This window comes from Microbacterium sp. UBA1612 (assembly GCF_002321605.1).
In the GTDB taxonomy this organism is placed as follows: domain Bacteria; phylum Actinomycetota; class Actinomycetes; order Actinomycetales; family Microbacteriaceae; genus Microbacterium; species Microbacterium luteum.
On the sequence record NZ_DCMW01000003.1, the window covers coordinates 1 to 24,705 of the forward strand.

The following is a 24,705-nucleotide window of genomic DNA, read 5'->3' on the forward strand; positions in this document are numbered from 1 at the left end:
AGGCTTTGTCAGACACGCCCTAGTCGCGCGTCCTTCGCCCCGATCCTCGCCCGCACGCGCTCGATTCATCGACCCATCGCACCCGTCGCCTACGACTGCGTGAAGCTCATCTTCGTGCGGCACGGCTCGGCGATCCTTCTCAGCGAGTTCGGCGAGAAACCCGTCACTGTCGGCGACGTCGTGGCGCTCGGCGCGAGCACTCTGTGCGGAAGCGAGCCCGAAGGCTCCATCACCGTCACCACTCTCTACCTGGACCGCGACTACGTGATCGACCAGGTGTTCTGGCAGCACGCCGCGTTGCTGGCCGACCGATGGGATGCTCAGGACTTCGCCGACGAGCTGTACTCCGAACCGGCGCAGATACTCCGGCTCGGCGAAGACCGCGCCGGGATGCTCATGCCCTGGCTCGACGAGCTGGTCGCGCTCAGCCTCGACGGGCCGTCGCCGGAGCGGTTCTACCGGACGCAGGCATTACTCTTCGCGGTGCTCGACGTGGTGACCCCGTTCGTGCGCACCACCGCCTCGCGCCGGTCTCCGTCTCAACGGAAGTCCACCCGGCCCGGCCTCCCGCGTCACCGCGGCTTCGCCCCGCTGCGTGCCGAAGTGCGTCAAATCGTCGAGATGCTCCGCGGTGCGCCTGGTGAACGGTGGACCCTCGACCGCCTCGCCGACACTGTGCACCTGTCACCGGCACAGCTGAGCCGGGTCTTCGTCGACGCCTACGGCAAGACACCGCTGGCGTACTTGACGATGCTTCGAGCCGAGCAGATGGCTCGGTTGCTCCGGGAAACCGAGGTGACCGTCGAGCAAGCAGCCCACGAGGTCGGGTGGTTGAGTCGTAACCATGCAACTCGCCTGTTCCGCCAGTGCGTGGGCGTGAGTCCCGGCCGTTATCGCAAGCTCAGCCGGGAGCCTCGCCGAGCTGTTGCATGACCTCCCGTCCTGTCGCACGGTTCAGTTGGCGCGAGCGCCAGCTGCGATCGTGTGGCGTTCGATCTGTCGATCACGGGACTCCGTAGCCCTTGCACGGACGAGAAGGAACAGGCTGACCGGTCCTATGACGATGAACTTCATCGCGTTCCACACCAGGAGCAGAGCCATCAAGTGCAGCCATGCTGGCGCACCGTTGGCAATGAGGGTCGTAACGATGCTCGCGCCATACAGGTAGGGAAGGGCGAGCAGCATCGCCGGGACGCCCCAACGCAGCCCTCGTCGTGTGCGGATCGCGTCCAGGACGATGTTGGTGGGCATGTAGCGGCGTAGGAAGCAGCGAGTGTGGACGCTGGCGGTCCAGATCAAGCGGAACATGACGACAGTCCTCTCCGAGTCTCCGGCGACAAGGAGTCGAAGGACTGTCCAGCCGAGGCCGTCCGGTCGGTCACCACATCCGGTGGTGGCGTAGCAGGTAGAGGCCGCCACTTCCCAGATTACGTTGGTTCAGCGGGTGACGGAAGGCCTGGGCGGAGGAGAGGCGGGTCGCCAGTTGCTGGTGCATGTCGGCCCACGCCCCGACTTGGCCCCGCATCGCAGGGTTGACGGCGGTAGACTGGAAACGTGTGAGCAGCGTCACGATGCCCGAGTCGCTGAGTAGAACCTGATCCATCAAAGGAGATGCGATGTCGGACGTGAAAACAGTGTTCGTGGCGTTCGCGATCGAGGACGAGCGCCAGCGAGACTTCCTCAAGGGGCAGTCATTGAGCCCGCGGGCGCCCTACGAGTTCATCGACATGTCGGTGAAGGAGCCTTACGACAGCGGCTGGAAGGACAGGGTTCGCACCCGCATCCGCCGCTCACACGGCGTGATCGTCCTCGTCAGCGAGAACTCTCTGACTTCAACCGGACAGGAGTGGGAGATCCAATGCGCGACCGAGGAGGACAAGCCCGTCCTCGGTATCTGGGCCTACAAGTCTGACAGGACGGCGATCGCGGGCATCCGCACAGTGGAGTGGACCGACGCCAACATCAGCAGCTTCATCGATTCGCTATGAGGCGGACATGCGCAAGGCGCTGATCGTCGGTATAGATCACTACGACCACATCGGTTCTCTGAGCGGCTGTGTCAACGATGCCCACTCAGTTCGTGCCGCGCTCGAACGCCATGCCGACGGCACGCTCAACTTTACGACTCCTCAGCTCCTCACAGGTACTGGAGCCGGTCAGCCGGTGATCAAGAAGGACCTCAAGGATGCCGTCCGTGAGGTTTTCGCCGACGACGCCGAGATCGCACTGTTCTACTTCGCAGGGCATGGGTACGTCGAAGACACCGGAGGGTTCCTCTGCGCCAGCGACTCAGCAGATGGCGATGATGGACTCGCTCTTCATGAGGTCATGACGATGGCCAACACTTCGCCAGCACGCAACAAGGTCATCATCCTCGACAGCTGTCACAGCGGCGCCGCCGGTAACGACGCCATCACCAGATCGATGGCCGAACTCAACGACGGCGTCACCATCCTCACGGCGTCGACTGAGAACCAGTACGCGCTGGAAGTTCCCGGAGGTGGCGCGGGCGTCTTCACCAACCTATTCGTCGACGCTCTCAACGGCGCGGCAGCCAACCTCGTCGGTGATGTGACACCCGGAAGCGTTTACGCGCACATCGACCAGTCGCTCGGCCCCTGGGCTCAGCGCCCCGTCTTCAAGACCAACGTCAAGACTTTCGTGTCCCTTCGCAAAGCGGAGGCTCCTATCCCCCTTGCATCGCTCCAGGCGCTTACCACTCACTTTCCATCTGCCGACTACGACTTCCCACTTGACCCTTCATACGAGCCCGAACGCTTCACCGAACAGCTCAAAGACCCCACGATCCCTCCCCCTGACCCAGAACACACCGCTGTGTTCAAGGTCTTGCAGGCCTACGTTCGCGTCAACCTCGTTCGCCCCGTTGATGCGCCACACATGTGGCATGCCGCGATGCAGCGCAAGTCGTGTGAGTTGACTGTCCTCGGTCAGCACTACTGGAATCTCGTCAACGAGAACCTGATCTGATGACTAGCATCAACGACGCGCTTCAAAAGCCGGAACTCCTCGAAGAACTCGCGTCGATCGAGCACGAACGATGGGCCCACTGGCAGTTGTACCTGCACAAGAAGTGTGAACCACTCCCGGACGGGTCACTGCGTATCCCGGCCGACCTCGTCGATCAATGGACTCGACAAGCCACGACCCGCTACGAGGACCTGACAGAGGACGAGAAGGACAGCGATCGCGAGCAGGTTCAGCGGTATCTGCCGACCCTCATGAAGGCACTCGGGCAGTCCGACCCAGGTTCACACGGCGCAAGGCGCAGTGAGGGGACGTGAGTGTCCGCAACTCGTCGGACACGGGCTCCAGGCGCTCCGCCGGGGCAGCCGTCCCTACTTCTGCGACGGGGGTCGATTCGGGCAAAGTCATGGACCTCGGCATGCGGCGTGTAGTTCCTCAAGCCTGTCGGAGTCGTCGGGTTCAATTGAAGAACACAACAGAGGTTTCCCGACCGCACCAGCGAGACGATCGGGTTGGAGTCTAGGAGGCAGCCCGTGCCCGAGAGTCGACATCGCTACCTCTACGAGCGTCTCGGGGACCAGGACTTCCAGCAGCTCGTCAGCGCTCTGCTTGCGAACCAGTTTCCCGACTACATCCCGATGGCCCTGCGTCAGGCCGACGGCGGCCGAGACGGCTTGCGCAAGGTCGACGTCTCGAAGGTGCTCGTCTATCAGGTCAAGTGGTCGCTCAGTGGCAAGGAGAAGGACCCGGTCTCCTGGCTCGACCAGGTGGTAAAGAACGAGGAAGCCAGTCTGCGCCGCCTGGCTGCACAGGGGGTCCGCCACTACACGTTGGTCACCAACGTGGGGAGCACGGCCAAGGAGGACTCGGGCACGTTCGACCGACTGGACAAGAAGCTCCAGGGGTACGCGAAGGACTTCGGTTACGAACAGATGACCTGCATCTGGCGCGAGGCGCTCAACCCGTGGGTCGACAACGCCCCGACCGAGACCAAGTGGGCCTACGCCGAGATGCTCGCGGGGTGGGACCTTGTCCGATACCTCGTCGCCGAGCATGTCGGTGAGGGCAAGGACAAGGCGCATCGTGACCTCATCCGCAAGGTCGCCGCCGCCCAATGGGAGGACGACAAACGGGTCAAGTTCAGCCAGTCCGATGTGGACCGAGAGAAGGTCGTGGACCTGTTCGTCGACGTCACCGCCGACCGCGTACACACCGTGGCCAGCAAGCATCTGCAAGCACAATCACCGACCACTTTGGGCGGTGCCGCCGCCTACCTACTGCGCGCATCGGCGCCCTTCACCCTCGTCCGTGGCGCGCCAGGACAGGGCAAGTCGACACTCAGCCAATACCTCTGCCAGACCCACCGCGGGTCATTCATCCCCGAAAGCGACAGACCTGACTCACTAACCGAGCTGGAGCGGCCGCGGTTCCCCGTCAGACTCGACCTGAGCGACTACGCGCTCTGGCTCGGCGGCAACGACGTGTGGGACCACTCCGAGGACCGCAAGCAACGCAAGGCCAAAGCGCGCAAGGGTGAACAGGCAACGATCGAGTGCTTCCTCGCCGACCTGCTGACGCACGAGAGCGGCGGTATCCCCGCTGGCGCGAAGACGGTCCAGGACATCTTCGAGCGCGTCCCCAGCCTCGTCGTGCTCGACGGACTCGACGAAGTCGGCAGCGCCACCATCCGAGGCAGGATCGTCAAAGAGATCGACAAGTTCGTCGGTCGCGGGAAGGCGTACACCGACCCACCGAGAGTGGTCGTCACCACGCGCCCCAGCGCCGGCGAGTTGCCCGAGCCCTCACCCGACCTGTTTGAGGTCGTGACCCTCAACCAGCTCACCGTCGAGCAGCGTGACGCCTACCTGCGCAAGTGGTGCACGGTCCGCGGGATCAGAGGCAAGGACGGTCGCGCCCTGCGGAAGAGCTTCAAGGAGAAGAGCCGCGAGCCCTACATCAACGAACTCGCCGGCAATCCGATGCAGCTGACGATCCTGCTCGACCTACTTCACCAGCAAGGAGCAGCCACCCCCACGCAACGCACTGATCTCTACGACAAGTACGTCGAGCTTCTCCTGGCTCGCGAGGCGAACAAGCACCCCAGGGCCGTGAAGGACCACAAGGAAGAGCTGCTCGAGATCATCCCGTTCCTCGGCTGGTACCTCCACGCCCACACCGAGGAATCGCAGATCAACGGCCGCATGAGCGTGGACGAACTCAAGGAAGCCATGCGGCACTTCCAGCGCACCTACGGCAACCGTGAATCGATCGTCGACCAGCTCTTCGAGGGCGCCAGCGACCGTCTGTGGGCGCTGACCAGCAAAGTCGACGGCACCTACGAGTTCGAAGTCCTGTCCCTACGAGAGTACTTCGCCGCACGGTTCCTCTATCACAACGCGGGCGAGGACAACTCGGCCTTCGACAGCACGGCCGTGCTGCGCGAACTCTTGCGCCGGCCGTACTGGCTCAACACCGCTAGGTTCTACGGAGGCAACGCAAAGGGCAATGGCATCTACCCCCTGACCGCCGGGATCGAAGAGGAGCTGGCCCACAGCACCTCGCCCGCCTCCTACCTCGCCGCGTGGGCACTGCTCACCGACGGTGTCTTCCTGCGCCGCCCCCGCGAGGCACGCAAGATCCTCACCGCACTCTGCTCGGACGCCGGAATCACAATTCTGCTATCCGCGCTCGACCGCCGCGACATCATCGCTCTGCCCGAGTTGCCCGACCTCCCTGACCAGGACGGAGCCGATCCCACCTGGGTCCGCCTCACCACTCTGATCAGCAAGGACCCGGCGGACAGCGACAACAAGCGGCGAGTTCGCGCTCTGCGCGAGTTGCTGAACCAACGCAGCCAATTCAGCGCATGGTGGTACGGGCAGCTCGCCGCAGCCATCGGCACACCGCAGCAAAACGCATGGCTCAGACTCGGTGCCGAGTGCGAGGCCGGCGCGGGTGTCACCGCATCGTTCGAGGACATCGACCTGTCCGAAGGCGCCGCCGAGCTCTTCCTCAGCACGGGCCTCATCCCTACGCCAGGAAGCTCACTCGAAGCAGCGCTTCTTGACGCAGTCTTGGACGGTGAATGCCCTTGCGTGACATCAACCCGGTCCATGCCCGCACAAGTCGCAGCGGCCTTGTCGCCGAGCGACTTCCTCACCAGTTCCAAGACCGGATTCGTCGGCAGTGATGAGAAGTCGAAACGTCGCCGAAGCGAGGCGATCAACCAGCTCAGACGAGCAGGTTCGCCGTACACCCAGATCGCCAAGCAACGAGCATTCAAGGCCGGGCAGAAAGGCAGCACGTTCCCCTGGGCGGACACCGCTGCCGCACTACACGAACACACTGGACGGTGCTGGCTTGCGTCCGAGATCGCGATCATCGGCGCTGCATCTCCCTTCCCGCCCGCCTACACGAAGAAGCCCGGCTCAGCGGCCTTCGGAAGCGCCAGCCATCCCTCCGAACTTCTCGCTCAAGCTCGGGCCAACAGCGGCAACGCTCAGTGGTGGCGCGAACAGCTCGATGTCCTCGACGATGACCTGGCCGAGGCGGAGTGGTCACTCGCCCTGTGGTGCACCGCCTCCAGCTCAGTCATCACTGAGCTGTTGCCGACGCTGGAGTCCGTGTTCGGTCAACTCCCATCACCACGTCGAAGCACAGTCCTGCGGGCCGCCGAACAGATCGCCCGTTACGGATGGCTGAACAAGCGAGCCATCACAGCCGTCACCGACGTCCCGGAACTAGCCGCTCTGAACCAACTTCGCACCTCAGCGCCGCCGGCAACAGGGCGAGACGATGGAGCAACCGCATCACGCGACAGCTCAGCGTCGGCGCCCTCTCTGCTCAGCGTCGCCCGAGCAGGGAAGTGGCTCAAAGTCGACGCGAAGCCCGCATATCGATAGCCGTAGGCCTGGGTGCTCGGACCCGATGGCCTCACCGCGGTCGGCCGTGCGAGTCGCGCATGACGACGCCCTCGGCGAGAAGATGGTTTCGGACGGTGCCAGCGGAGTACCCCAGCCGTGTGCCGACACGCTCCAGAGACTCGCCTTCTGCATACCGGCGCGCCATCTCGTTCACCTCCGCAGCCGACGGCGTGATACTGCGTAACCGGACCCCGCGCTCACGTAGCAGCGAGGCCAGCCGCTGACGGCTCACGCCAATGTCTTTCGCGATCTGTCGCAGCGTCTCGTTTTTCCCGTATCGCGCCTCAGCCAAGACGAGGGCATCATCGCTGACCGTCGCCTGCTGGCGAGTTCGAGGCACCGCCCGAGACCTGCGAGGACCAGGCCGAACACGGATCGTGCGGTGGACCACGGCCATGTGAACCAGGGGCGGGGCAAGTTTCGATAGTGCTCCCGTTAGGTCCACCAAAAACCCCCGGTCAACCGGGGGTTTTGTGTTGGATGCGGGCAGCCTGAAGAGTCCTCCCCATCATGCTGTGTCGTAGCGTGGAGACATGAAGCTCCTCGCGCGCGTCCTGGTGGTCGGCGTGCTGAGCAGCGCGATCAGCGGCGCACTCGCGTCGGAGGAGTCCGACCCCGATATCGCGGCTGCTGCCGCATCGATGCCCTCGACCGACGCGTCCGCCGCCGAAGAGCCCGTCGTCGTCGCGCCCGCCGGTGCCGGCGAGGTGAGATTGGAAGCCGCCCGGCTCGTCGCAGCGATGACGGTGCGTGAGCGTGCGGCGAGCGTCGTGATGGGGCACCTTCCGACGACAGACACATCGCTGCTCCGGACATACATGGCCGAGGAGGGGATCGCGGGGTTCATCCTGATGGGCGCGAACATCCCGGCGGACGAGTCGGCGCTCCGTGCGGTGACGGGATCCCTCATCGTCGATCCGACGCTCCCGCCGCTCTTGGCCATCGACCAGGAGGGCGGCGACGTCTCTCGGCTGCGCTGGGACGACTTCGCCGCGGCGCCGACCTTGAAGGACGCCGACCCCGGTGCCGCGGCGGACGCGTTCGCGGCACGCGCGTCTCTCGTGGCGCGTGCCGGGGCGAGCGTGAACTTCGGCATCGTTGCAGACGTGACATCCGACCCCGGGATGTTCATCTACCGGCGTGCTCTCGGCACCGACCCGGCTGCCTCGGCGGACAGGGTCGTGGGCGCTGTTCAGGGCGAGGGCGGACGGGTGGCATCCACCCTCAAGCACTTCCCCGGCCACGGCGCAGCGCCGGGCGACTCGCACATCGGCATCCCGAGCACGGACATGTCGATGCAGGAATGGTCCGAGACGCAAGCGCCCCCATTCGTCGCGGGGATCGACGCGGGCGCACCCCTGCTGATGTTCGGACATCTGTCGTACACGACCGTCGATGACGCGCCCGCATCGCTGTCGTCCGAGTGGCATCGCATCGCCCGCGAGGAACTCGGGTTCGACGGCGTCGCGGTCACCGACGATCTCGGGATGCTTCAGGCGACCGGCCTGCCCGAATACGCCGATCCGGTAGCCAACGGCGTCGCCGCGCTGGCAGCAGGCAATGATCTGCTCCTGACGGTGCTCTACAGCGACGCCGGCAGCGCCGAGCGCCTGGTGGAGGGGATCGTGACCGCCGTGGAGCGCGGCGAGGTGTCGCTGGAGCGACTGACCGAGGCATCCGAGCGGGTCACGGCGCTGCGATGGGTGTCGGCGCACACCACCCTGCTTCCCTGCGCGGACTGCGCGCAGTGACGCCCGCTGTCAGCCGATGATGGCGGCGAGGAGACGTTCCCGCAGCCTGGCCCCCGTCGCCGCGAATTCTCGCTGTTGCCGTACGTACTCCGCCTTGCCCGCTGCGGTCTCCACCGCCACCGGATCGAAGCCCCAGTCACGCAGGTCGTAGGGTGAGGCCCGCATGTCGAGGGTTCGGACCGCGCGCGCGTGCTCGAAGGTGTCGAGCAAGAGATCGCCCGGCACGAGCGGCCCGGCCTTGACGGCCCACTTGTACAGATCCATACCCGCGTGCAGGCATCCCGGCTGCTCACGATCTGCCTGCGTGCGACGGGACAGCGGTTCGCGGTTGCGCGGTGCGGCATCAGGGGTGAAGAAGCGGTAGGCGTCGAAGTGCGTGCAGCGCAGCTCGTGCGCCTCCACCACGTCATCGGTGCCCCGGGGGCCGAGTCGAAGCGGCAGGTCGTGACGCGGTGAAGATGATCGATAGACCATCGCCCACTCGTGCATGCCGAAGCATCCGAAAGTGGGGGCGCGCCCGGCCGTGGATCGGAGGATGCGCACGATGCCGGCGAGGAGGTCGCCGCGCGTGCGTCGGCACTCATCGGCATCGACGACGAGCGATCCGGGAGGGTCGCTCGCGACGTAACCTCGCCACCGGCCGCGTGAGGTCTCGGCGGCGTCTTCGAGGACAACGCCCGCACCGGGATGCCACCGGCGCAGCACTGCCGGCTTGTAGGAGTAGTACGTGTAGAGGAAATCGTCCACCGGGTGCGCCTCCCGGCGAGAGGAGCGCTCGCGCCGCGCGGCCGTGAGGGCGTCGGCGCGGTGGGCGTGACGCGACGCGAGATCGTGCCACGCCGACGCAGGAAGGCTCGTCGTGACCGTCACGTCTGGACCGGGTCGATCAGATCGGGGCGGTTGTTGCGCACGTTTCCGACAGCGGGGGAGACGACCCGGGCGTCGAGCGTCTCGGCGACCGCAGGTGCCGCGTCGATCGCGGCGTCGAGGACGTCACGCACGTTCTCGGTCGTCGGATCGAGCCACGCGTCCGCGTGGTCCGGGTCGACGAACAGCGGCGTACGGTCATGGATGGAACGGAGCGAGCCGACCGCGTCACGTGTGAGGATCGCGAAGCTCAGCATCCACCGTGCCGGGTCGTCGTCGCTCTTGGACGGATCCTTCCACCATTCGTAGAGGCCGGCGAACAGCAGCGGGCCGTCGTCCGCCGGGTGGATGTAGTGCGGCACCTTTCCCTGGTCGGACTTCTGCCACTCGTAGTACCCCGATGCGGGAATGACGGCACGGCGCTTGTGGAGGGCGGTTCGGAACAGCGGCTTGTCCTCAAGCTCCTCGGAGCGGGCGTTGAAGGCCCGTGCTCCGATGGTCGGGTCTTTCGCCCACCCGGGAACGAGACCCCAGCGCGCTCGTGCAAGCCGCCGCGTCGGCGGCTCGGTCTTGGTGGAATCGAGCACGATCGCCGCAGGGTCTGTGGGGGCGATGTTGAATGACGGTGCGGGAAGATCGTCGCCTTCCACGTCGACGCGCAGAACGCCGACGAGCTCGGATCCGACATTCGCGACGACGAACCTTCCGCACATGCTGCCAGCCTACGCGCGGACGACGACACGGCTCACGAATCGACGACGCCCGCCTCGCGCAGGCGCCGGAGCAGGCCCGCGCCGTGTGAGGCCGAGACCCACGGGACAGATGCCGCCGTGTGGTCGTTGACGGCCGTGCGGCCACCGGCGAGAACGGCCTCGGTGGGGGACAGGCGCCGGATGGCCACCGCGGCGACGTTGCCGGGGTGCTCGCTGGCGAACCGCGTGTAGATCTCATCGTCATGCTGGCCGTCGTCGCCGATCAGGAGCCACGTGATGTCGGGGAACTCGGCTGCGAGCCGCCGGAGGTTCTCCGACTTGTGCAGCTGGCCGCTGCGGAACCAGCGGTCGTGCGTGGGCCCCCAGTCGGTGAGCAGCGTCGCTCCGGGCGGATAGAGGTGACGCCGGAGGAATCGCATGAGCGTCGGTGCGATGTTCCACGCACCTGTCGACAGGTACACCACGGGGATTCCCGGTCGATCGCGCACGAGGGTCTCCAGCAGAACCGCCATGCCGGCGACCGGCTGCCGAGCATGCTCATTGACCACGAACGAGTTCCATGCGGCCAGCAGGGGCCGCGGGAGAGCGGTGACCATGACCGTGTCGTCGACGTCGGAGACGACACCGAAGCGCACATCCGAACCGACGACGAAGACCCGCGTCTCGACGGGCTCGCCGCCCTCGACCGACATTGTGAAGGTCTGCCACCCCGGCGCGAGGGATGCGGGCAGCACGGTGTCGATCACGCCGCCGCGATCGGCGACGACGTCATGCGTCACGCCGCCGATGTCGACGCTCACCTGGGCGAAGCCGACGGGCACGGCCACGAAGCTGCGCCAGCCGCGCACGCCGCCGTACTCGCCGTCGCTCGGAGGGGTCCGAGGCGGCACGATGAGCACGCGCCCGAGCACGCGGACCCAGTCGGTGCCGCCGTACCCGGGGAACGGCGTCACCGTCGGCAGCTGCCCGCGCTGACGAGCCCGGCGTTCGCGCCAGGCGTGGAAGCGCCGCTCCCACCGGGCCAGCCACAGGACTTTCGGACGGACGGGATCCTCGGTCGGGGCGGCCATACCCCTCAGTCTTCCACGCGATGCGCGCCCGGGACCGCCGTCGAGCCGGTGCCGTCGTCCGCGAGGTGCTTGCGTTCGACGCGTTCGATGACCTTCTTCGCGACCAGAACGAGAACCAGGAACACGACGATGACGCCGACGAAGAGGTAGCCGGCGTAGTGGAGGCGGTCGGCGAGCTCGCGATAGGTGCCGGCCGCGGCGGACGACACCGACACGTACAGTGCCGCCCACACGATGCAGGCGGGCGTGGTCCAGGCGAGGAAGCGGCCGTATCGGTAGCCGCTCATCCCCACGGTCAGCGGCACCAGCGAGTGCAGGACCGGGAGGAAGCGCGACAGGAAGATCGCGGGGCCGCCCCGCCGGCGCAGGTAGCGTTCCGACCGCATCCAGTTCGCCTCGCCGATGCGCCGTCCCAGACGGGAGTGACGGATACGGGGCCCGAGGTAGCGGCCGAGCCAGAATCCGATGCTCTCGCCCGCCACCGCACCGATGACGACCACGACACCGAGAGTGAGCCCCTCCCAGATGCTCGAGACCGCCGTTCCGGCGACGATGACGATGGTGTCCCCGGGCACGATCAGACCGATCAGCACACTCGTCTCGAGCATGATCGCGATGCCCGCGAGTGCGGTTCGCAGCACCGGATCCACCGACTGCACGGCATCGAGGATCCAGGTGAGCACGTCGTTCACCCGATCGAGACTACGTCGGACGCCTCGCGAGGAGGTGTGAAATCCCCGTTGCTCGGAGCAGGCCTTCAGGATGCGCGGGCTCGCGCGGGGGCCGGATGAGGTTCCGGTAACCTGAAAGACGCGTTCCGCGCGCCCCCGTACTCCGCGATTGGTTCTCCCGTGTCACAGCACTCTCCCTCCGACCGCCCTGCTTCCGACGACGGAAGCGGCTTCGACGCCCACGCCGTCGAGCGCAAGTGGCAACAGCGGTGGGAACAGGCCGACCCCTTCAAGGCGGGTGGCCCCGAGGACACGCGTCCGCGCAAGTACGTGCTCGCCATGTTCCCCTACCCGTCGGGCGACCTGCACATGGGTCACGCGGAGAACTACCTCTACTCGGACATCGTGGCGCGCTTCTGGCGCCACCGCGGCTACAACGTGCTCAACCCGATCGGATGGGACTCATTCGGCCTGCCCGCCGAGAACGCCGCGATCAAGCGCGGCGCGGACCCGCGGGAGTGGACGTACGACAACATCGCACAGCAGAAGGCCGGATTCCGTGCCTACGGGGTCTCGTTCGACTGGAACCGCGTCCTCCACACGAGCGACCCGGATTACTACCAGTGGAACCAGTGGCTGTTCCAGCGTCTTCACGAGCGGGGGCTCGCATACCGCAAGGACGCCGCCGTCAACTGGGACCCGGTGGATCAGACCGTGCTCGCCAACGAGCAGGTGCTTCCCGACGGCACATCCGAGCGCAGCGGTGCGGTGGTGGTCAAGAAGAAGCTCGAACAGTGGTACTTCAAGATCACCGACTACGCCGATCGACTCCTCGACGACCTGAATCAGCTCGAAGGGCGATGGCCGCAGAAGGTCATCCGCATGCAGCGGAACTGGATCGGGCGATCTGTCGGAGCCGACATCGATTTCGAGATCGAAGGGCACCCGGAGAAGGTCACCGTCTTCTCGACGCGCCCGGACACCCTCCACGGGGCGACCTTCTTCGTCGTCGCACCGGAGAGCGAGCTGGCGGCTCAGCTGGCTGCCGGAGCCTCGGCCGACGTGCGGCAGCGCTTCAGCGACTACGTCGAGTCGGTCGGTCGTCAGACCGAGATCGAGCGTCAGTCCACCGATCGGCCGAAGACCGGCGTCTTCCTCGAGCGCTACGCCGTCAACCCCGCCAACGGCGAGCGCCTTCCGGTGTGGGCCGCGGACTACGTGCTGGCCGACTACGGCCACGGCGCCGTGATGGCCGTCCCCGCCCACGACCAGCGCGACCTCGACTTCGCGCGCGCATTCGACCTGCCGGTGAAGGTCGTCGTCGACACCACCGCACCCATCACGGGGGCGATCCCGGTCATCGATGTCGACGAAGACGGCAACCCCATCGACCCCTTCGCGGACGACCCGTCGCTCGACGAGCTCGATCCCGCGCACACGGGCGTCGCCCTGGCCGGTGAGGGTCGCATGGTCAACTCGGGCTCACTGAACGGGCTGTCCAAGCGCAACGCGATCACCCGCATGATCGAGGAACTCGAGGCGAAGGGGGCCGGCCGGGCGTCGAAGTCGTATCGGCTGCGCGACTGGCTCATCTCCCGGCAGCGCTTCTGGGGGACCCCGATCCCGATGATCCACACCGATGACGGCCGCATCGTGCCGGTCCCGGAGGATCAGCTGCCGCTCACCCTCCCGGACGCGGCCGGTCTCGATCTCGCACCGAAGGGCACCTCGCCCTTGGGCGCGGCTGGCGAATGGGTGCAGACCGTCGATCCCACCACCGGCGAGGCGGCGCGGCGCGACCCCGACACCATGGACACCTTCGTGGACAGCTCCTGGTACTTCCTGCGCTTCCTCTCGCCGGGCGACCCGAACGAGGCGTTCTCGTCCGCCGAGGCGATGAAGTGGGCGCCGGTGGACTTCTACATCGGAGGCGTGGAGCACGCCATCCTCCACCTGCTCTACGCGCGGTTCATCACCAAGGTCCTGTACGACATGGGGCTGGTGGACTTCACCGAGCCGTTCTCGAGCCTGATCAACCAGGGGATGATCATCCTCGGCGGCACGAAGATGTCCAAGAGCAAGGGCAACCTCGTGGTGTTCCAGGACGAACTCGACGCGCACGGCGCTGACGCGCTGCGGGTCGCCCTCGCCTTCGCCGGACCGGTCGAGGACGACAAGGACTGGAACGACGTCTCGACGACGGGTGCCCAGAAGTTCCTGGCCCGCGCCTGGCGCGTGGCGCACGACGTGGCCAGCGAGCGGGACGTCGTGTGGAAGGACGGCGATCCGGCCCTGCGCCGCGTCACCCACCGCCTCCTCGCAGATGCTCCGACACTGGTCGAGCAGACGAAGTTCAACGTCGTCGTCGCCCGGCTCATGGAACTGGTGAACGCGACCCGCAAGGTGATCGACACCGGCGCGGGTGCGGCGGATCCCGCCGTGAGGGAAGCCGCCGAGGCGACGGCCATGATCCTGGACCTGTTCGCTCCTCACACGGCCGAGGAGATGTGGGAGACGCTCGGCTATGAGCCGTTCGTCGGCCTCATGCCCTGGCGGAGCGCCGACCCGACGCTGCTGGTCGAGGAATCCGTCACCGCTGTCGTTCAGATCAACGGCAAGGTGCGGGCGACGCTCGAGGTGCCGGCGCGCATCGAGCCCGACGCGCTGGAGAAGCTCGCCCGAGAGGACGCTCGCGTCATCCGCGCCCTCGGTGACAAGACCATCGCGCGCGCGATCGTCCGCGCACCGAAGGTCGTGAGCTTCAGCGCGAACTGACCCTCCCCACGGGGCTGCCGCAGCGCGCTGTCCACCGAGCGGTCGGGCCGCGTCCGCCGCGTGTGCGCACACGCCTAGCGTGAGCGGGTGGCGAGAATCTCGGACACCTCGACAGCTCGGCGCTGGGGCGTCGGCGGACTGGTGCTGCTCGTGCTGGCGGGACTGGTCGTCACCGTGGTCATCGGGCTCGTACGCGGTGCCACGGCACCTGTCGAGACGGTGACCGTCGATGACCTCGCGACGACTGGCACACCGGAGGCGGATCTCTATGTCCACGTGTCGGGCGCCGTCGCCGGTCCCGGCCTGTACGTGCTCGCCGACGGCGCGCGCGTGATGGATGCGGTGGCAGCCGCCGGTGGTTTCACCGGCGACGCCGATTCCGCCGCCGTGAATCTCGCTCGGCCGATCGCCGACGGCGAGCAGCTTCACGTGCCCGCGAAGGGGGAGGCGCCCGCGCCTGCGCCGGGGCCGGCGAGCGGCGGCGCCGGCCCGATCGATCTCAACACCGCCGACGTGGCCGCGCTCGAGACGCTCCCGGGCATCGGGCCGACCCTCGGTGGCCGGATCGTGGCCTGGCGGGAGGAGAACGGTCGGTTCACCAGTGTCGACGACCTTCTCGCAGTGCCGGGGATCGGCGAGAAGCTGCTGGCCGGCATGCGCGATCTGATCGTCGTGTGATGGGCAGAGCGTGGACGCTCGCCCCGGCGGCGGCGCTCACCTGGGTGGTCGCGGGCCTCGCGACGGTCCACCCGGCGGTGGCTCCCGCGCTCGCGGCCGGCAGCGCGACGGTCATGGCGGGCGCGATCGTCATGACATGGCGTTCGCGGCGTGCGGTGCGGCTGCGCCGGGCCGGCGTGCTGATCGGCCTCGTCGCGCTCAGCACGGGCGTCGCCGCGGCGAACGTGTGGTCGGCCACCGGGCCCCGGGAGCACGTCATCGATCTGGCCGAGCGTGAGGGACCGCTGGTGTCGATGACCGCGACCGTGACCGGCAAGATCGAACCGTGGGGATCGGAGCACCTCGCCTTCGATGCCGTGGCGAGCGCCGTCGGTGACGGGGAAGGGGCGCACGCGGTCGCCGCGGTCATCCAGATCGTGGTCGCTCCCGACGACATCGAGAACGTCTCCGCTCTGGATGCCGGCGCGGTCGTCGAAGCGCGGGGTTCCTTCCAGGTGTCCGAGGCCGGTGAGCGTGCCGTCGCACAGGTCCACGCCACGGTGGTCGAGCTGCTGCGACCTGCCGGCGGAGTCCTCCGGATCTCGAGCGATCTGCGGCGTGGGCTGCTCGCAGCGGTCGATGGATTGCCGAGCGACGGAGCGTCGCTCGTGCCCGGACTGGCCGTGGGCGACACCCTGCTGGTGACGGAGCAGATGGATGCGGCGATGAAGGAATCTTCCTTGTCGCACCTCACCGCGGTGTCGGGTTCCAACTGCGCTCTCGTCGTCGGTCTCGCCTTCGCGGCCGCCGCGGCGTCGGGTCTCGGACGGACCTGGCGCATCGTGGTCGCCATGCTCGCGCTCGGGGGATTCGTCGTGTTGGTCACGCCCGAGCCGAGCGTAGTCCGAGCCGCGGGCATGGCTGCTGTCGCAATGCTCGCCCTCCTGCTCGGACGGACGTCGCAAGGCGTAGCCGTGCTGTCGGCGGCGCTGGCCGTCGCCCTGGCCGCGGACCCGTGGCTGTCCGGATCGCTGGGGTTCGGTCTGTCGGCGGCGGCCACCGGGTCGCTGCTGCTGTTCGCCAGGCCGCTCGCGCAGGGTCTGGCGCGCATCATGCCGCAGAGCCTCGCGCTCGTGCTGGCCGTGCCGCTGGCCGCTCAGCTCGCGTGCGGTCCGCTGCTCATCCTCATCACCCCCACCGTTGCGCTCTACGGCGTCGCGGCCAACGTGCTCGCGGCGCCCGCGGCACCCGTGGTGACCGTTGTCGGCCTGGCGGCGTGTCTGGTCGCGCCGATCCTGCCCGTCGTCGCCTCGGGCCTTGCCGCGCTGGCCTGGGTGCCCGCGACCTGGATCGCCGCGACCGCCTCGACGGTGAGTGCGCTGCCGGGAGACCAGCTCCCGTGGATCGAGGGGCTCGGCGGCGCGCTCCTCCTCACCGCGGTATCGGCCGCGATCGGGCTCGCCGTCGCCCTGCCTGCCGGGGGCACCGCCCGGCGTCGCCTTCACGGGATCGCGCGAGGGGCGGTCGCGGTGCTCGCCGGAGTCGCGGGCGGAACCGCGGCGCTCGCGGGAGTTCTCGGGCCCGCCACCCTCCCCGCGTCGTGGCAGATGCTGGCATGCGACGTCGGACAGGGCGATGCCGTCCTCGTGCGTGCGGACGACCGTGTCGCGCTGATCGACACCGGCCCTGATCCGGAGGCGCTGCGGACCTGTCTGGACCGCGTCGGAGTCGATCGTCTCGACCTGGTCGTGCTGAGCCATTTCGACCATGACCACGTCGGCGCAGCCGCCGTCGTGGCCGAGCGCACCGGTGTGATGATGCACGGCCCGGTCGACGGACCGGACGACACGGCGATCGTCACCTCGTTCCGCGACGGCGGTGCCCGTGTCCTCGAGGTCGCCGCAGACGATGCCGGCACGCTCGGAAGCGCGCGCTGGCGGGTGCTCTGGCCGCGGGAGGACGCCGGGGGCGCCCCCGGCAATGATGCGAGCGTCGTGGTCGCGTTCACGGGCGGCGGGTTGCCGTCCATCCTGCTCCTCGGCGACCTTTCGGAGGAGCCGCAGCGACAGCTTCTGCCCGGGGTGGATTCCCCGTTCGAGGTCGTCAAAGTCGCCCATCACGGCAGTGCCGATCAGAGCGCCGCGCTCTACGAGGCCGTCTCGGCACGACTGGGCGTGGTGACGGTGGGCGAGAACGACTACGGTCACCCGCGAGCGGAGGCGCTGGCGCTCGTCGTGTCCAACGGCGGCGTCGTCGCACGCACCGACACCGACGGGATCGTGGCGATATGGCGCGAGGCCGGCGTGCTCCGGGTGTGGCGCGACCACGCGGGCGCCGTCGGTGCCGGCGGCTAGGCTGAGATCATGTCCCCGACTCCACGCCGACGAGGGTCCGCGGCACCGAAGTCGGCGATTCCGCAGCTGTCATGGCGGGCACCCCAGCCCGCGCCGGTCGTCCTCGTATCCGGCCCGGAGGACGTGTGCGCGGAGCGGGCGATCGCCGGCGTGCGCGACTACCTCAAGGCCGAGGATGCGAGCCTCGAGGTCTCCGACATCCGCGCCGACGCGTACGAGGCGGGAACGCTCCTCGCGATGGCGTCTCCATCGCTGTTCGGGGAGCCGCGTCTGGTCCGGGTCAGCGGCGTCGAGAGGTGCTCCGACGCGTTCCTGGCGGAGGCGATCTCGTATCTTCGGAATCCGCAGGAGGGCGCCACCGTCACGTTGCGCCACACCGGCGCGAGCGTCCGGGGCAAGAAGCTTCTCGACGCGATCCGAGCAGGGCAGGGCGGCGGTGTCGAAGTGGCGTGCCCGGCGATCAAGCGGGACGCAGATCGCTACGACTTCGCGGCGGGGGAGTTCTCCACTGCGGGGCGTCGCATCCAGCCGGCCGCGCTGCGGGCGCTCACCTCGGCGTTCGCGGACGATGTGACCGAGCTGGCGGCCGCCTGCCAGCAACTCCTCGCCGATGTCTCCGGCGACATCACCGAGCAGACCGTGCAGCGCTACTACGGCGGCCGCGTCGAGACGTCTGCGTTCACCGTCGCCGACACGGCGATCGCGGGCCGCTACGGTGAGGCGCTGGTCTCTCTGCGCCATGCGATCGCCTCGGGTGCGGATCCTGTCCCGCTGGTGGCTGCGATCGCGTCCAAGCTGCGCACGATGGCCCGCGTCTACGGCGTCCGCGAGTCCTCGAGCGCCCTTGCCGCGAGGCTCGGCCTGAAGGATTGGCAGGTCGACCGGGCGCGCCGAGACCTCGCAGGGTGGGATGAGGCGGCACTGCAGATCGCCGTCCAGGCCGCCGCGCGTGCGGATGCCGAGGTCAAGGGCGCGTCGCGTGACGCCGTGTTCGCCGTTGAACGACTGGTCACGGTGATCGCCACCCGGGCGCCCTTCGGTGATTGAGTCCGGCGCGCCGCGTCGCCGTCATGCCGAAGGCCCGCCCCGGATCGGGACGGGCCTTCGGCAATCAGCGGGTTCGCTCAGAGCGAGGCGACCTGCTTCGCGATGGACGACTTGCGGTTCGCCGCCTGGTTCCGGTGGATGACGCCCTTGCTCACGGCCTTGTCGAGCTTCTTGGTCGCCGTGCCGAGCGCCTTCTCGGCCGCGGCCTTGTCGCCCGACGCGACGGCGTCGCGGGTGCGGCGCACCGCGGTCCTCAGCTCGCTCTTGACGGCCTTGTTGCGCTCGCGCGCCTTCTCGTTGGTCTTGTTGCGCTTGATCTGCGACTTGATGTTCGCCACGTTCGACGTATCTTTCGTTCGGAGTGATCGGTGGATTGCCGAGTGGCAGGAGAGGGATGCCGCACGGCGGTCGTGAGGGTGGGAAACCCACACGCAAGCCAAAAGCCGATCCTACCAGGTTCGCGACGATCCGCCCGCATCCGGATTCTCGAGCGTCGCGAGAGCCAGGTCGAGCAGCGCATTGAAGACTCGAGGTCGCATCGCCGTGACCAGATGCGTCGTCCGCGGGACGACGATCAGTTCGGCATGGGAGGCGATGCGGGTGAAGAGCCGCTCGTTCGCCCGGAGCTGATCGTACTGTCCGTTGATGAACCACATCGGCACCTCGATGCGCTCGAGCGCTGCGAGCAGATCGAGCACGGACAGCGTGCGCAGTGCGACATCCTGCGCGGCGAGGGCGTAGCCGCCGGCACCGAAGTCGTACCGGGTCTCGTCCGGAAGGGTGGCGTTCAGCACGCGATCGGTCAGCCACATGCCGCGGTCGGGGAGGGCATCGAAGCCGCGGGCGAGCATGCGGTATGTCGCGAGGCCCACCCCTCGGGGAATCGCGGTGCATGCGGCGGCGATGAAGCCGGCGACGGGTGGCGGATCTTCGGCGCCGACGTACTCGATCGAGAGCAGTCCGCCCATCGAGTGGCCGACGAGGAGAACGGGGCCGCGTTCCGCGGCGTCGCGGACCGCGGCGTCGATGGTCGCGAATGCACCCTCCAGCGTGAACGCCTCGTCCATCCGGGATCCGTGACCGGGGAGGTCGACCGCGGTGACGGCGTTGCCGCGCTGTTCGAGGTGTGCGACCTGCGACCGCCACATGGTTGCGGACGTGCGGATGCCGTGGACCAGCACGACCTCCACCGCCATGGCTCCAGCCTATGCGGGCGGACGCGGGAAGGCCCCGGCCCTCATCGGGACCGGGGCCTTCATGGCGGCGGTGTCCTGGTGCTACGCCGTCGTGGTGCGACGTCGCGTGACGGCGATGGTGCCCCCGATCACGACGAGGAAGGCCGCGATCAGCGCCAGACCCCACGGCACCTCCGCGCCCGTGGCGGCGAGCGATCCGGCGGCGACCACGGTGACCGGGATCTCCACGGACTCGTATCCCTCGGACTCCAGCACGAGGGTGTGCGCCCCGGTGTCGAAGTCGGCGGGGATGCCGACGATGAAGGTGATCTCGCCCTGAGCGTTCGCGGCCGGGATCGCGTCGACCACGATCGGGTCGCTGTAGAGGGTCGCGGACACCGTCTGACCGGGCGTGAGCCCTGACAGCTCCACGGTCAGCGTCCCGCCCTGCTCCACCGTGCCCGAGCCGATGGTCCACTCGACCCATTCCTCGTCGGCATCGGATCCGTCCGACGGAGACGGAGACGGAGTCGGCGTTGTCTCATCGGCGACGACAGCACGGCCCAGCGGAGCCGGGTCGACGGGTGTGAAGGTCGCGAAGTACGCCACCGAGGCGGCCAGGTCCACCTGACCGGTGTCGGTGATGTCGGCTCCCTCGGTGAACGTGGTGAAGTTGTCGCCGCCGGCCGCGAGGAACGAGTTCGTCGCGATCACGACGGTGTCGTCTTCGCCGACGGGTGCACCAGCGAGCGTCATCGAGACGATGTGCGATCCCGGCGCTGCATCCGGGTCGTACTCGTACGAGAAGCCCTCCGAGATGCCCATGTGCAGCTTGGGGCGGGAGGCGCCCTCCGGCTGCCACTGCTCCTCGAGGATCTGCTCCAGCTGCGCTCCCGTGACCTCGACCGTCACGATCGTGTTCGCGAACGGCTGCACGTTGGCGATGTCACGGTAGGTGACCGTGCCGTCCTCGCCGTAGAGAAGGTCGGCGCGGAGCCCGCCGGGGTTGATCATCCCGATGTCGGCCGAAGTGCCGGTGTAGTCCTCGTTCGAGGTGGCCCACAGGTACATGTCGGCGAGAGTGTTGCCCATCGCCGATTCGACGCCGCGGTCGTCTCCGGGCGGAGTGCCGCCGCGCAGGATGTCCCCGGTGATCGATCCGACCTCCACCGAACCCTCCACCTCAGCGACCTCGACGGCGTCCGCGACGATCTCGGCGACCTCGGGATCCGCCGGGTAGAGGGGGGTCTCCCCGTCCGTCAGCGGAACGACCGAGCCGTCGATCGAGACGAGCTCCTTGGTCTCGGTGTCGACCGAGATCTCGAGCAGCCCGAGGGCCTTGCCGTACTCGAGCGCCTGGATCACCGGCCGCTCACCGCCGCCGGGGGTGGGCAGCATGCAGGCGTATTCCTGGTGCGTGTGGCCGGACGCGATGGCGTCGATGTCGTCGGACGCGCCGGCGACCAGCTCCGCGTAGTCGGTGTCCTCCGACGTCAGGGCTTCGCACGAGTCCGTCGCGGCGCCGTCATGCGTGAGGAGCACGATGACGTCGGCGAGATCGCCGGCCGTGATCTCTGCGGCGACGCGGTTCGCGGCCTCCAGCTGGTCGCCGAACTCGATGTCGGCTATGCCGTCCGGCGAGACCATGACCGCGGTGTCCGGTGTGACCGTTCCGATGAAGGCGATGCGCACCCCGTCGATGTCCTCGATGTCGTACTCCTCGAGGACCGGGTCCTCGGTCCCCCTCGCGTACACGTTCGCACCCAGGCTGTAACGCGCGCCCTCAGCCGCATCGCCCGCGCCGTAGCGCGGCGTTGCGACATCGGTCAGGAACTCGAAGCCCTTGTCGAATTCGTGGTTCCCGACCGCGCCCAGGTCCAGCCCGGCGGCCACCAGGGCGTCGATCGAGGGCAGGTCGTCCTGGATGAAGGAGGTGAACGTCGACGCGCCGATGTTGTCACCGGCCGAGACGAGCAGCGTGTTCGGGTTCTCCGCTTCGAACGCGTCGACGGCCCCGGCGATCACGGCAGCGCCCGCAACCCCGTAGGAGTCGCCCTCCAGCCGGCCGTGGAAGTCGTTGATCGTCAGCACGTCGACCTCCGTGACGTCGGTCGCCGCCTCCGCGGTCAGACCGACCAGCACCGGGTCGTGGTCCGAGGACCGGTACACGTCGTCGGCGTAGAACAGCGTGCCGTGGTTGTTGTAGCGGCTGTACTCGAGGGCGACGGACTCACCCGAGTTGATGTTCCAGATGTCACCGCCGGTCGCACGGGCGAGCGCGTGCTCGTTCATCAGGATGTGATCGAGCGAGCCCGAGAGCCCGGAGAACGAGTACGACGACGTGTCGATGTCGAGTGCGGTCTCCGCGTCGACGTATCCGGCTCCGTAGAGCACCTGCATCGGATCCTCCTGGCCGTAGGAGTTGAAGTCGCCGGCGAGGATGACGCTCTCGGTGTCGCCTCGGGCCTCCTCGACCCATTCCGCCAGGGCCGTCGCCTGGCGCACGCGCGACTCGTTGCTGCTGCCCTGGCCGTCGCCGGCGTCGGCGTCACCGGGCCAGGGGCCCGCTGAGCCCTTCGACTTGAAGTGATTGACGACGAAGAGGAACTCCTCGCCGCCATCGGTCGGCGCGAAGACCTGACCGATCGGCTCTCGCGCGTTCCCGAACGCCTGGTCCGACACCGACTGGTCGCCGAGCGCGAGCGATGCGCCCTCGGTGACGACCTCTGCCGGACGGTAGATGATGGCGTTCGTGATCACGTCCTGCTCGGAGGCCTCGGGAAGGTCATCCGATGACGGCACGTATGCCCAGATGTCGCTGCCGGCGGCGTCGTTCAGCGCGTCCACGAGAGTCGCGGTCGCTTCGTCGGCCGTCTCGCCGAGGCGTGCGGAGTTCTCGATCTCCATGAGCCCGACGACGCTGGCGTCGAGGGCGTTGATGGCCGCGACGATCTTGTCCTGCTGTCGCTCGAGGTCGGCAGCATCCCATGCGCCGCGGACGTCGCAGCCGGTGCGGACGTTGTTGCCGTCGCCGTCGCGGTCTTCGTAGGCTTCGCACCCGGCAATGTCCTCGCCGAGCGTGGTGAAGTAGTTCAGCACGTTGAACGAGGCCACCGAGACGTCGCCGCCGACGGCCTCGGGAGCCGACGTGCGCGGGTTGGAGAAGGTGACGCCGTCCTCACCGGTTCCATCGTCGGCGACAGGTGCGGTCGGCATGAAGCGCCACAGGTCGAAGCCGAAGCTCAGCACGACCGGCTCGTCGAACGTGGCGGTCCCGCCGACGACGACCGGCTCGGTGAGCGAGACGTACGGGGGCGTGAGGGACGAGTTCGCCGACGACGTGAAGTTCGTCGAGGCGCCGTCGTCGAGCACGACACCGCGTGCGGCGTTGTCCGCCACCACGGCGGCAGCCTCGGTGGACCCGGGTGCGGCGACATCGGTCGGCTGGCGCAGCGGCTCGTCACCGAACGCGAGCCCGACCTCGCCGTACTGATTGGTTCCGTACGTGTTGCTCACCGTGTAGGTGCCCTGCGGGGCGAGCAGCATCGATTCGAGGCTCTCGCGCTCGGCGTCGCCGGCCGGCCACTGGAGCTCGACGGGAGCGACGGGCTCGGCATCGGCGACGATCGTCGCCCCGCCGGCGGGTACCGAGAGCTGCGTGAGGCCGTAGTACTCACTGACCTGACCGGTGACCTCGACCGTTTCCCCCAGGGCCACGTCGCCGACGGTGGCCGACGAGTAGACGAAGATGGCGTCCGAGGCGTCGTGGATGGCCAGATCGATGTCGCCGCCGGTGCCGGGGGCCTGCAGCACGTATCCGTTCAGGCCGCCGCTGGGGTAGTGCGCGGTGACGATTCCGGTCGTGGTGACGGTCTGGCCGACGAGAGGGGACGCATCGGCGGTCCCCTGGATCTCGGAGATCGCGACCGGGTCTGCGGGCAGGGTCGGGGTCGGGGTCGGCGAGGGGTCACCGGGTTCGTCCGAGGTCGACCCCACGGGCGTGGGCGCACCGGCGGTGAAATCCGCCGCATTGTCGGCCGTGTGGGTGTGGTCGGCGTCGCGTGAGACACTCGTGGCGTTCGTGGTTCCGGGCGCCGCGCCGGCGCCGGCGAAGATGGACGCCGAGCCGTAGCCGACAAGATCGACGACGCTGTCCTGCGAGGCGACGTCCGCCGTCGGCAGCAGAGTGGCGGAGTCGACGAGGGCGACGGTGCCGTTCGAACCGCTCATTGCGATCGACCCGTCGATGTCGGCGGTGTATCCGGGAAGCGACGTGTTGGTCCCAAACGCTTGGCCGACCAGTAGGGAGCCGCCCGCGGCGATCGATCCGGACAACGGCGTCGCCTGCCATCCGCTGCCACTGGAGGGTGCGTACTGAACGCTCCATCCCGCGAGGTCGACGGTTGCAGAGCCCGGGTTGTACAGCTCTACGAAGTCACGGTTGAAAGCGGCGCCGCTGTTGCCTCCGCCCCCGTAGACCTCGTTGATGACCACAGGGGCGTCCGTGGACACGGCCGCGGTCGCCGCAACGGGGAACGCGATGCCGGTGGCGGCGAGTGCGGCCACGGTCAGTGCCGCGGCGGCCGATCGCGCGCGTGATGCGGACGATGTCGGGGGTGTCGGTTCAGTCACGACAGAGGACTCCTTCTCGAGATTCTCCGGCGCCGACGCGATCGCGGGCGGCCTGGTCAACTCTCTGCGACTTCGGGGTTCATTG

At 67.9% G+C, this 24,705-nt stretch carries 18 protein-coding genes; 10 read left to right on the forward strand and 8 right to left on the reverse strand.

Features of this window, described 5'->3' with window-relative positions; genetic code table 11:
• The first annotated feature begins 42 nt into the window (after positions 1-42).
• Positions 43-933 carry a helix-turn-helix transcriptional regulator gene (locus B3S45_RS00540; protein ID WP_188550731.1) on the forward strand — a complete coding sequence of 297 codons (891 nt, stop codon included), beginning with the start codon at positions 43-45 and terminating at the stop codon, positions 931-933.
• 21 nt (positions 934-954) lie between these two features.
• Here B3S45_RS00540 and B3S45_RS00545 read toward each other — a convergent pair whose 3' ends face one another.
• Positions 955-1,308, reverse strand: coding sequence for a sulfate permease (locus B3S45_RS00545; protein WP_188550610.1), 354 nt, complete (start codon positions 1,306-1,308; stop codon positions 955-957).
• A 308-nt stretch (positions 1,309-1,616) separates the two neighbouring features.
• Here B3S45_RS00545 and B3S45_RS00550 point away from each other — a divergent pair, with 308 nt between their 5' ends.
• The 5 genes from B3S45_RS00550 to B3S45_RS00570 all read left to right on the forward strand — a co-directional run bounded on the left by B3S45_RS00550 (position 1,617) and on the right by B3S45_RS00570 (position 8,659).
• Positions 1,617-1,988 carry a TIR domain-containing protein gene (locus tag B3S45_RS00550; RefSeq protein WP_188550608.1) on the forward strand — a complete coding sequence of 124 codons (372 nt, stop codon included), beginning with the start codon at positions 1,617-1,619 and terminating at the stop codon, positions 1,986-1,988.
• 7 nt (positions 1,989-1,995) lie between these two features.
• Complete coding sequence (locus tag B3S45_RS00555) at positions 1,996-2,988, forward strand: caspase family protein (RefSeq protein WP_188550607.1); 993 nt, start codon at positions 1,996-1,998, stop codon at positions 2,986-2,988.
• The gene (locus tag B3S45_RS00560) at positions 2,988-3,302 is read left to right on the forward strand and encodes a hypothetical protein (RefSeq protein WP_188550606.1); all 315 of its coding nucleotides are present in this window, start codon (positions 2,988-2,990) and stop codon (positions 3,300-3,302) included. The genes B3S45_RS00555 and B3S45_RS00560 overlap by 1 nt, the downstream gene beginning before the upstream one ends.
• 216 nt (positions 3,303-3,518) lie before the next feature.
• Positions 3,519-6,887, forward strand: coding sequence for an NACHT domain-containing protein (locus tag B3S45_RS00565; protein ID WP_188550605.1), 3,369 nt, complete (start codon positions 3,519-3,521; stop codon positions 6,885-6,887).
• A 554-nt stretch (positions 6,888-7,441) separates the two neighbouring features.
• Positions 7,442-8,659 carry a glycoside hydrolase family 3 N-terminal domain-containing protein gene (locus tag B3S45_RS00570; protein WP_286716823.1) on the forward strand — a complete coding sequence of 406 codons (1,218 nt, stop codon included), beginning with the start codon at positions 7,442-7,444 and terminating at the stop codon, positions 8,657-8,659.
• A 9-nt stretch (positions 8,660-8,668) separates the two neighbouring features.
• On the opposite strand, the gene B3S45_RS00575 is transcribed toward B3S45_RS00570, so the two are convergent.
• The 4 genes from B3S45_RS00575 to B3S45_RS00590 are packed head-to-tail and all read right to left on the reverse strand — an operon-like array spanning position 8,669 to position 12,001.
• Positions 8,669-9,529: a 3-methyladenine DNA glycosylase gene (locus B3S45_RS00575; RefSeq protein ID WP_286716824.1), complete on the reverse strand. Its 861-nt coding sequence runs from the start codon at positions 9,527-9,529 to the stop codon at positions 8,669-8,671.
• Positions 9,526-10,239: an SOS response-associated peptidase gene (locus B3S45_RS00580; protein WP_286716825.1), complete on the reverse strand. Its 714-nt coding sequence runs from the start codon at positions 10,237-10,239 to the stop codon at positions 9,526-9,528. Before B3S45_RS00580 ends, B3S45_RS00575 begins: the two co-directional genes overlap by 4 nt.
• Positions 10,240-10,271: 32 nt before the next feature.
• Entirely contained in the window at positions 10,272-11,309 is a 1,038-nt protein-coding gene (locus B3S45_RS00585) for an App1 family protein (RefSeq protein ID WP_286716827.1), read from the reverse strand.
• 5 nt (positions 11,310-11,314) lie between these two features.
• Positions 11,315-12,001: a DedA family protein gene (locus tag B3S45_RS00590; RefSeq protein WP_194385250.1), complete on the reverse strand. Its 687-nt coding sequence runs from the start codon at positions 11,999-12,001 to the stop codon at positions 11,315-11,317.
• Positions 12,002-12,160: 159 nt separating this feature from the next.
• Here B3S45_RS00590 and leuS point away from each other — a divergent pair, with 159 nt between their 5' ends.
• From leuS to holA, 4 genes are all read left to right on the forward strand, one after another.
• Positions 12,161-14,755 carry a leucine--tRNA ligase gene (gene leuS, locus B3S45_RS00595; RefSeq protein ID WP_194385252.1) on the forward strand — a complete coding sequence of 865 codons (2,595 nt, stop codon included), beginning with the start codon at positions 12,161-12,163 and terminating at the stop codon, positions 14,753-14,755.
• Positions 14,756-14,842: 87 nt separating this feature from the next.
• On the forward strand, positions 14,843-15,433 hold the full coding sequence (locus tag B3S45_RS00600; protein ID WP_228481034.1) for a ComEA family DNA-binding protein: 591 nt from the start codon (positions 14,843-14,845) through the stop codon (positions 15,431-15,433).
• Positions 15,433-17,766 (forward strand): ComEC/Rec2 family competence protein, encoded by a 2,334-nt coding sequence (locus B3S45_RS00605; protein WP_286716833.1) that lies wholly within the window; start codon positions 15,433-15,435, stop codon positions 17,764-17,766. Before B3S45_RS00600 ends, B3S45_RS00605 begins: the two co-directional genes overlap by 1 nt.
• 9 nt (positions 17,767-17,775) lie before the next feature.
• Positions 17,776-18,813, forward strand: coding sequence for a DNA polymerase III subunit delta (holA, locus tag B3S45_RS00610; protein WP_194385256.1), 1,038 nt, complete (start codon positions 17,776-17,778; stop codon positions 18,811-18,813).
• 77 nt (positions 18,814-18,890) lie between these two features.
• Here holA and rpsT read toward each other — a convergent pair whose 3' ends face one another.
• From rpsT to B3S45_RS00625, 3 genes are all read right to left on the reverse strand, one after another.
• Entirely contained in the window at positions 18,891-19,151 is a 261-nt protein-coding gene (rpsT, locus tag B3S45_RS00615; protein WP_071045773.1) for a 30S ribosomal protein S20, read from the reverse strand.
• Positions 19,152-19,262: 111 nt separating this feature from the next.
• Positions 19,263-20,009: an alpha/beta fold hydrolase gene (locus tag B3S45_RS00620; RefSeq protein ID WP_286716836.1), complete on the reverse strand. Its 747-nt coding sequence runs from the start codon at positions 20,007-20,009 to the stop codon at positions 19,263-19,265.
• 81 nt (positions 20,010-20,090) lie between these two features.
• Positions 20,091-24,620, reverse strand: coding sequence for an ExeM/NucH family extracellular endonuclease (locus B3S45_RS00625; protein ID WP_286716837.1), 4,530 nt, complete (start codon positions 24,618-24,620; stop codon positions 20,091-20,093).
• Positions 24,621-24,705 lie beyond the last annotated feature (85 nt).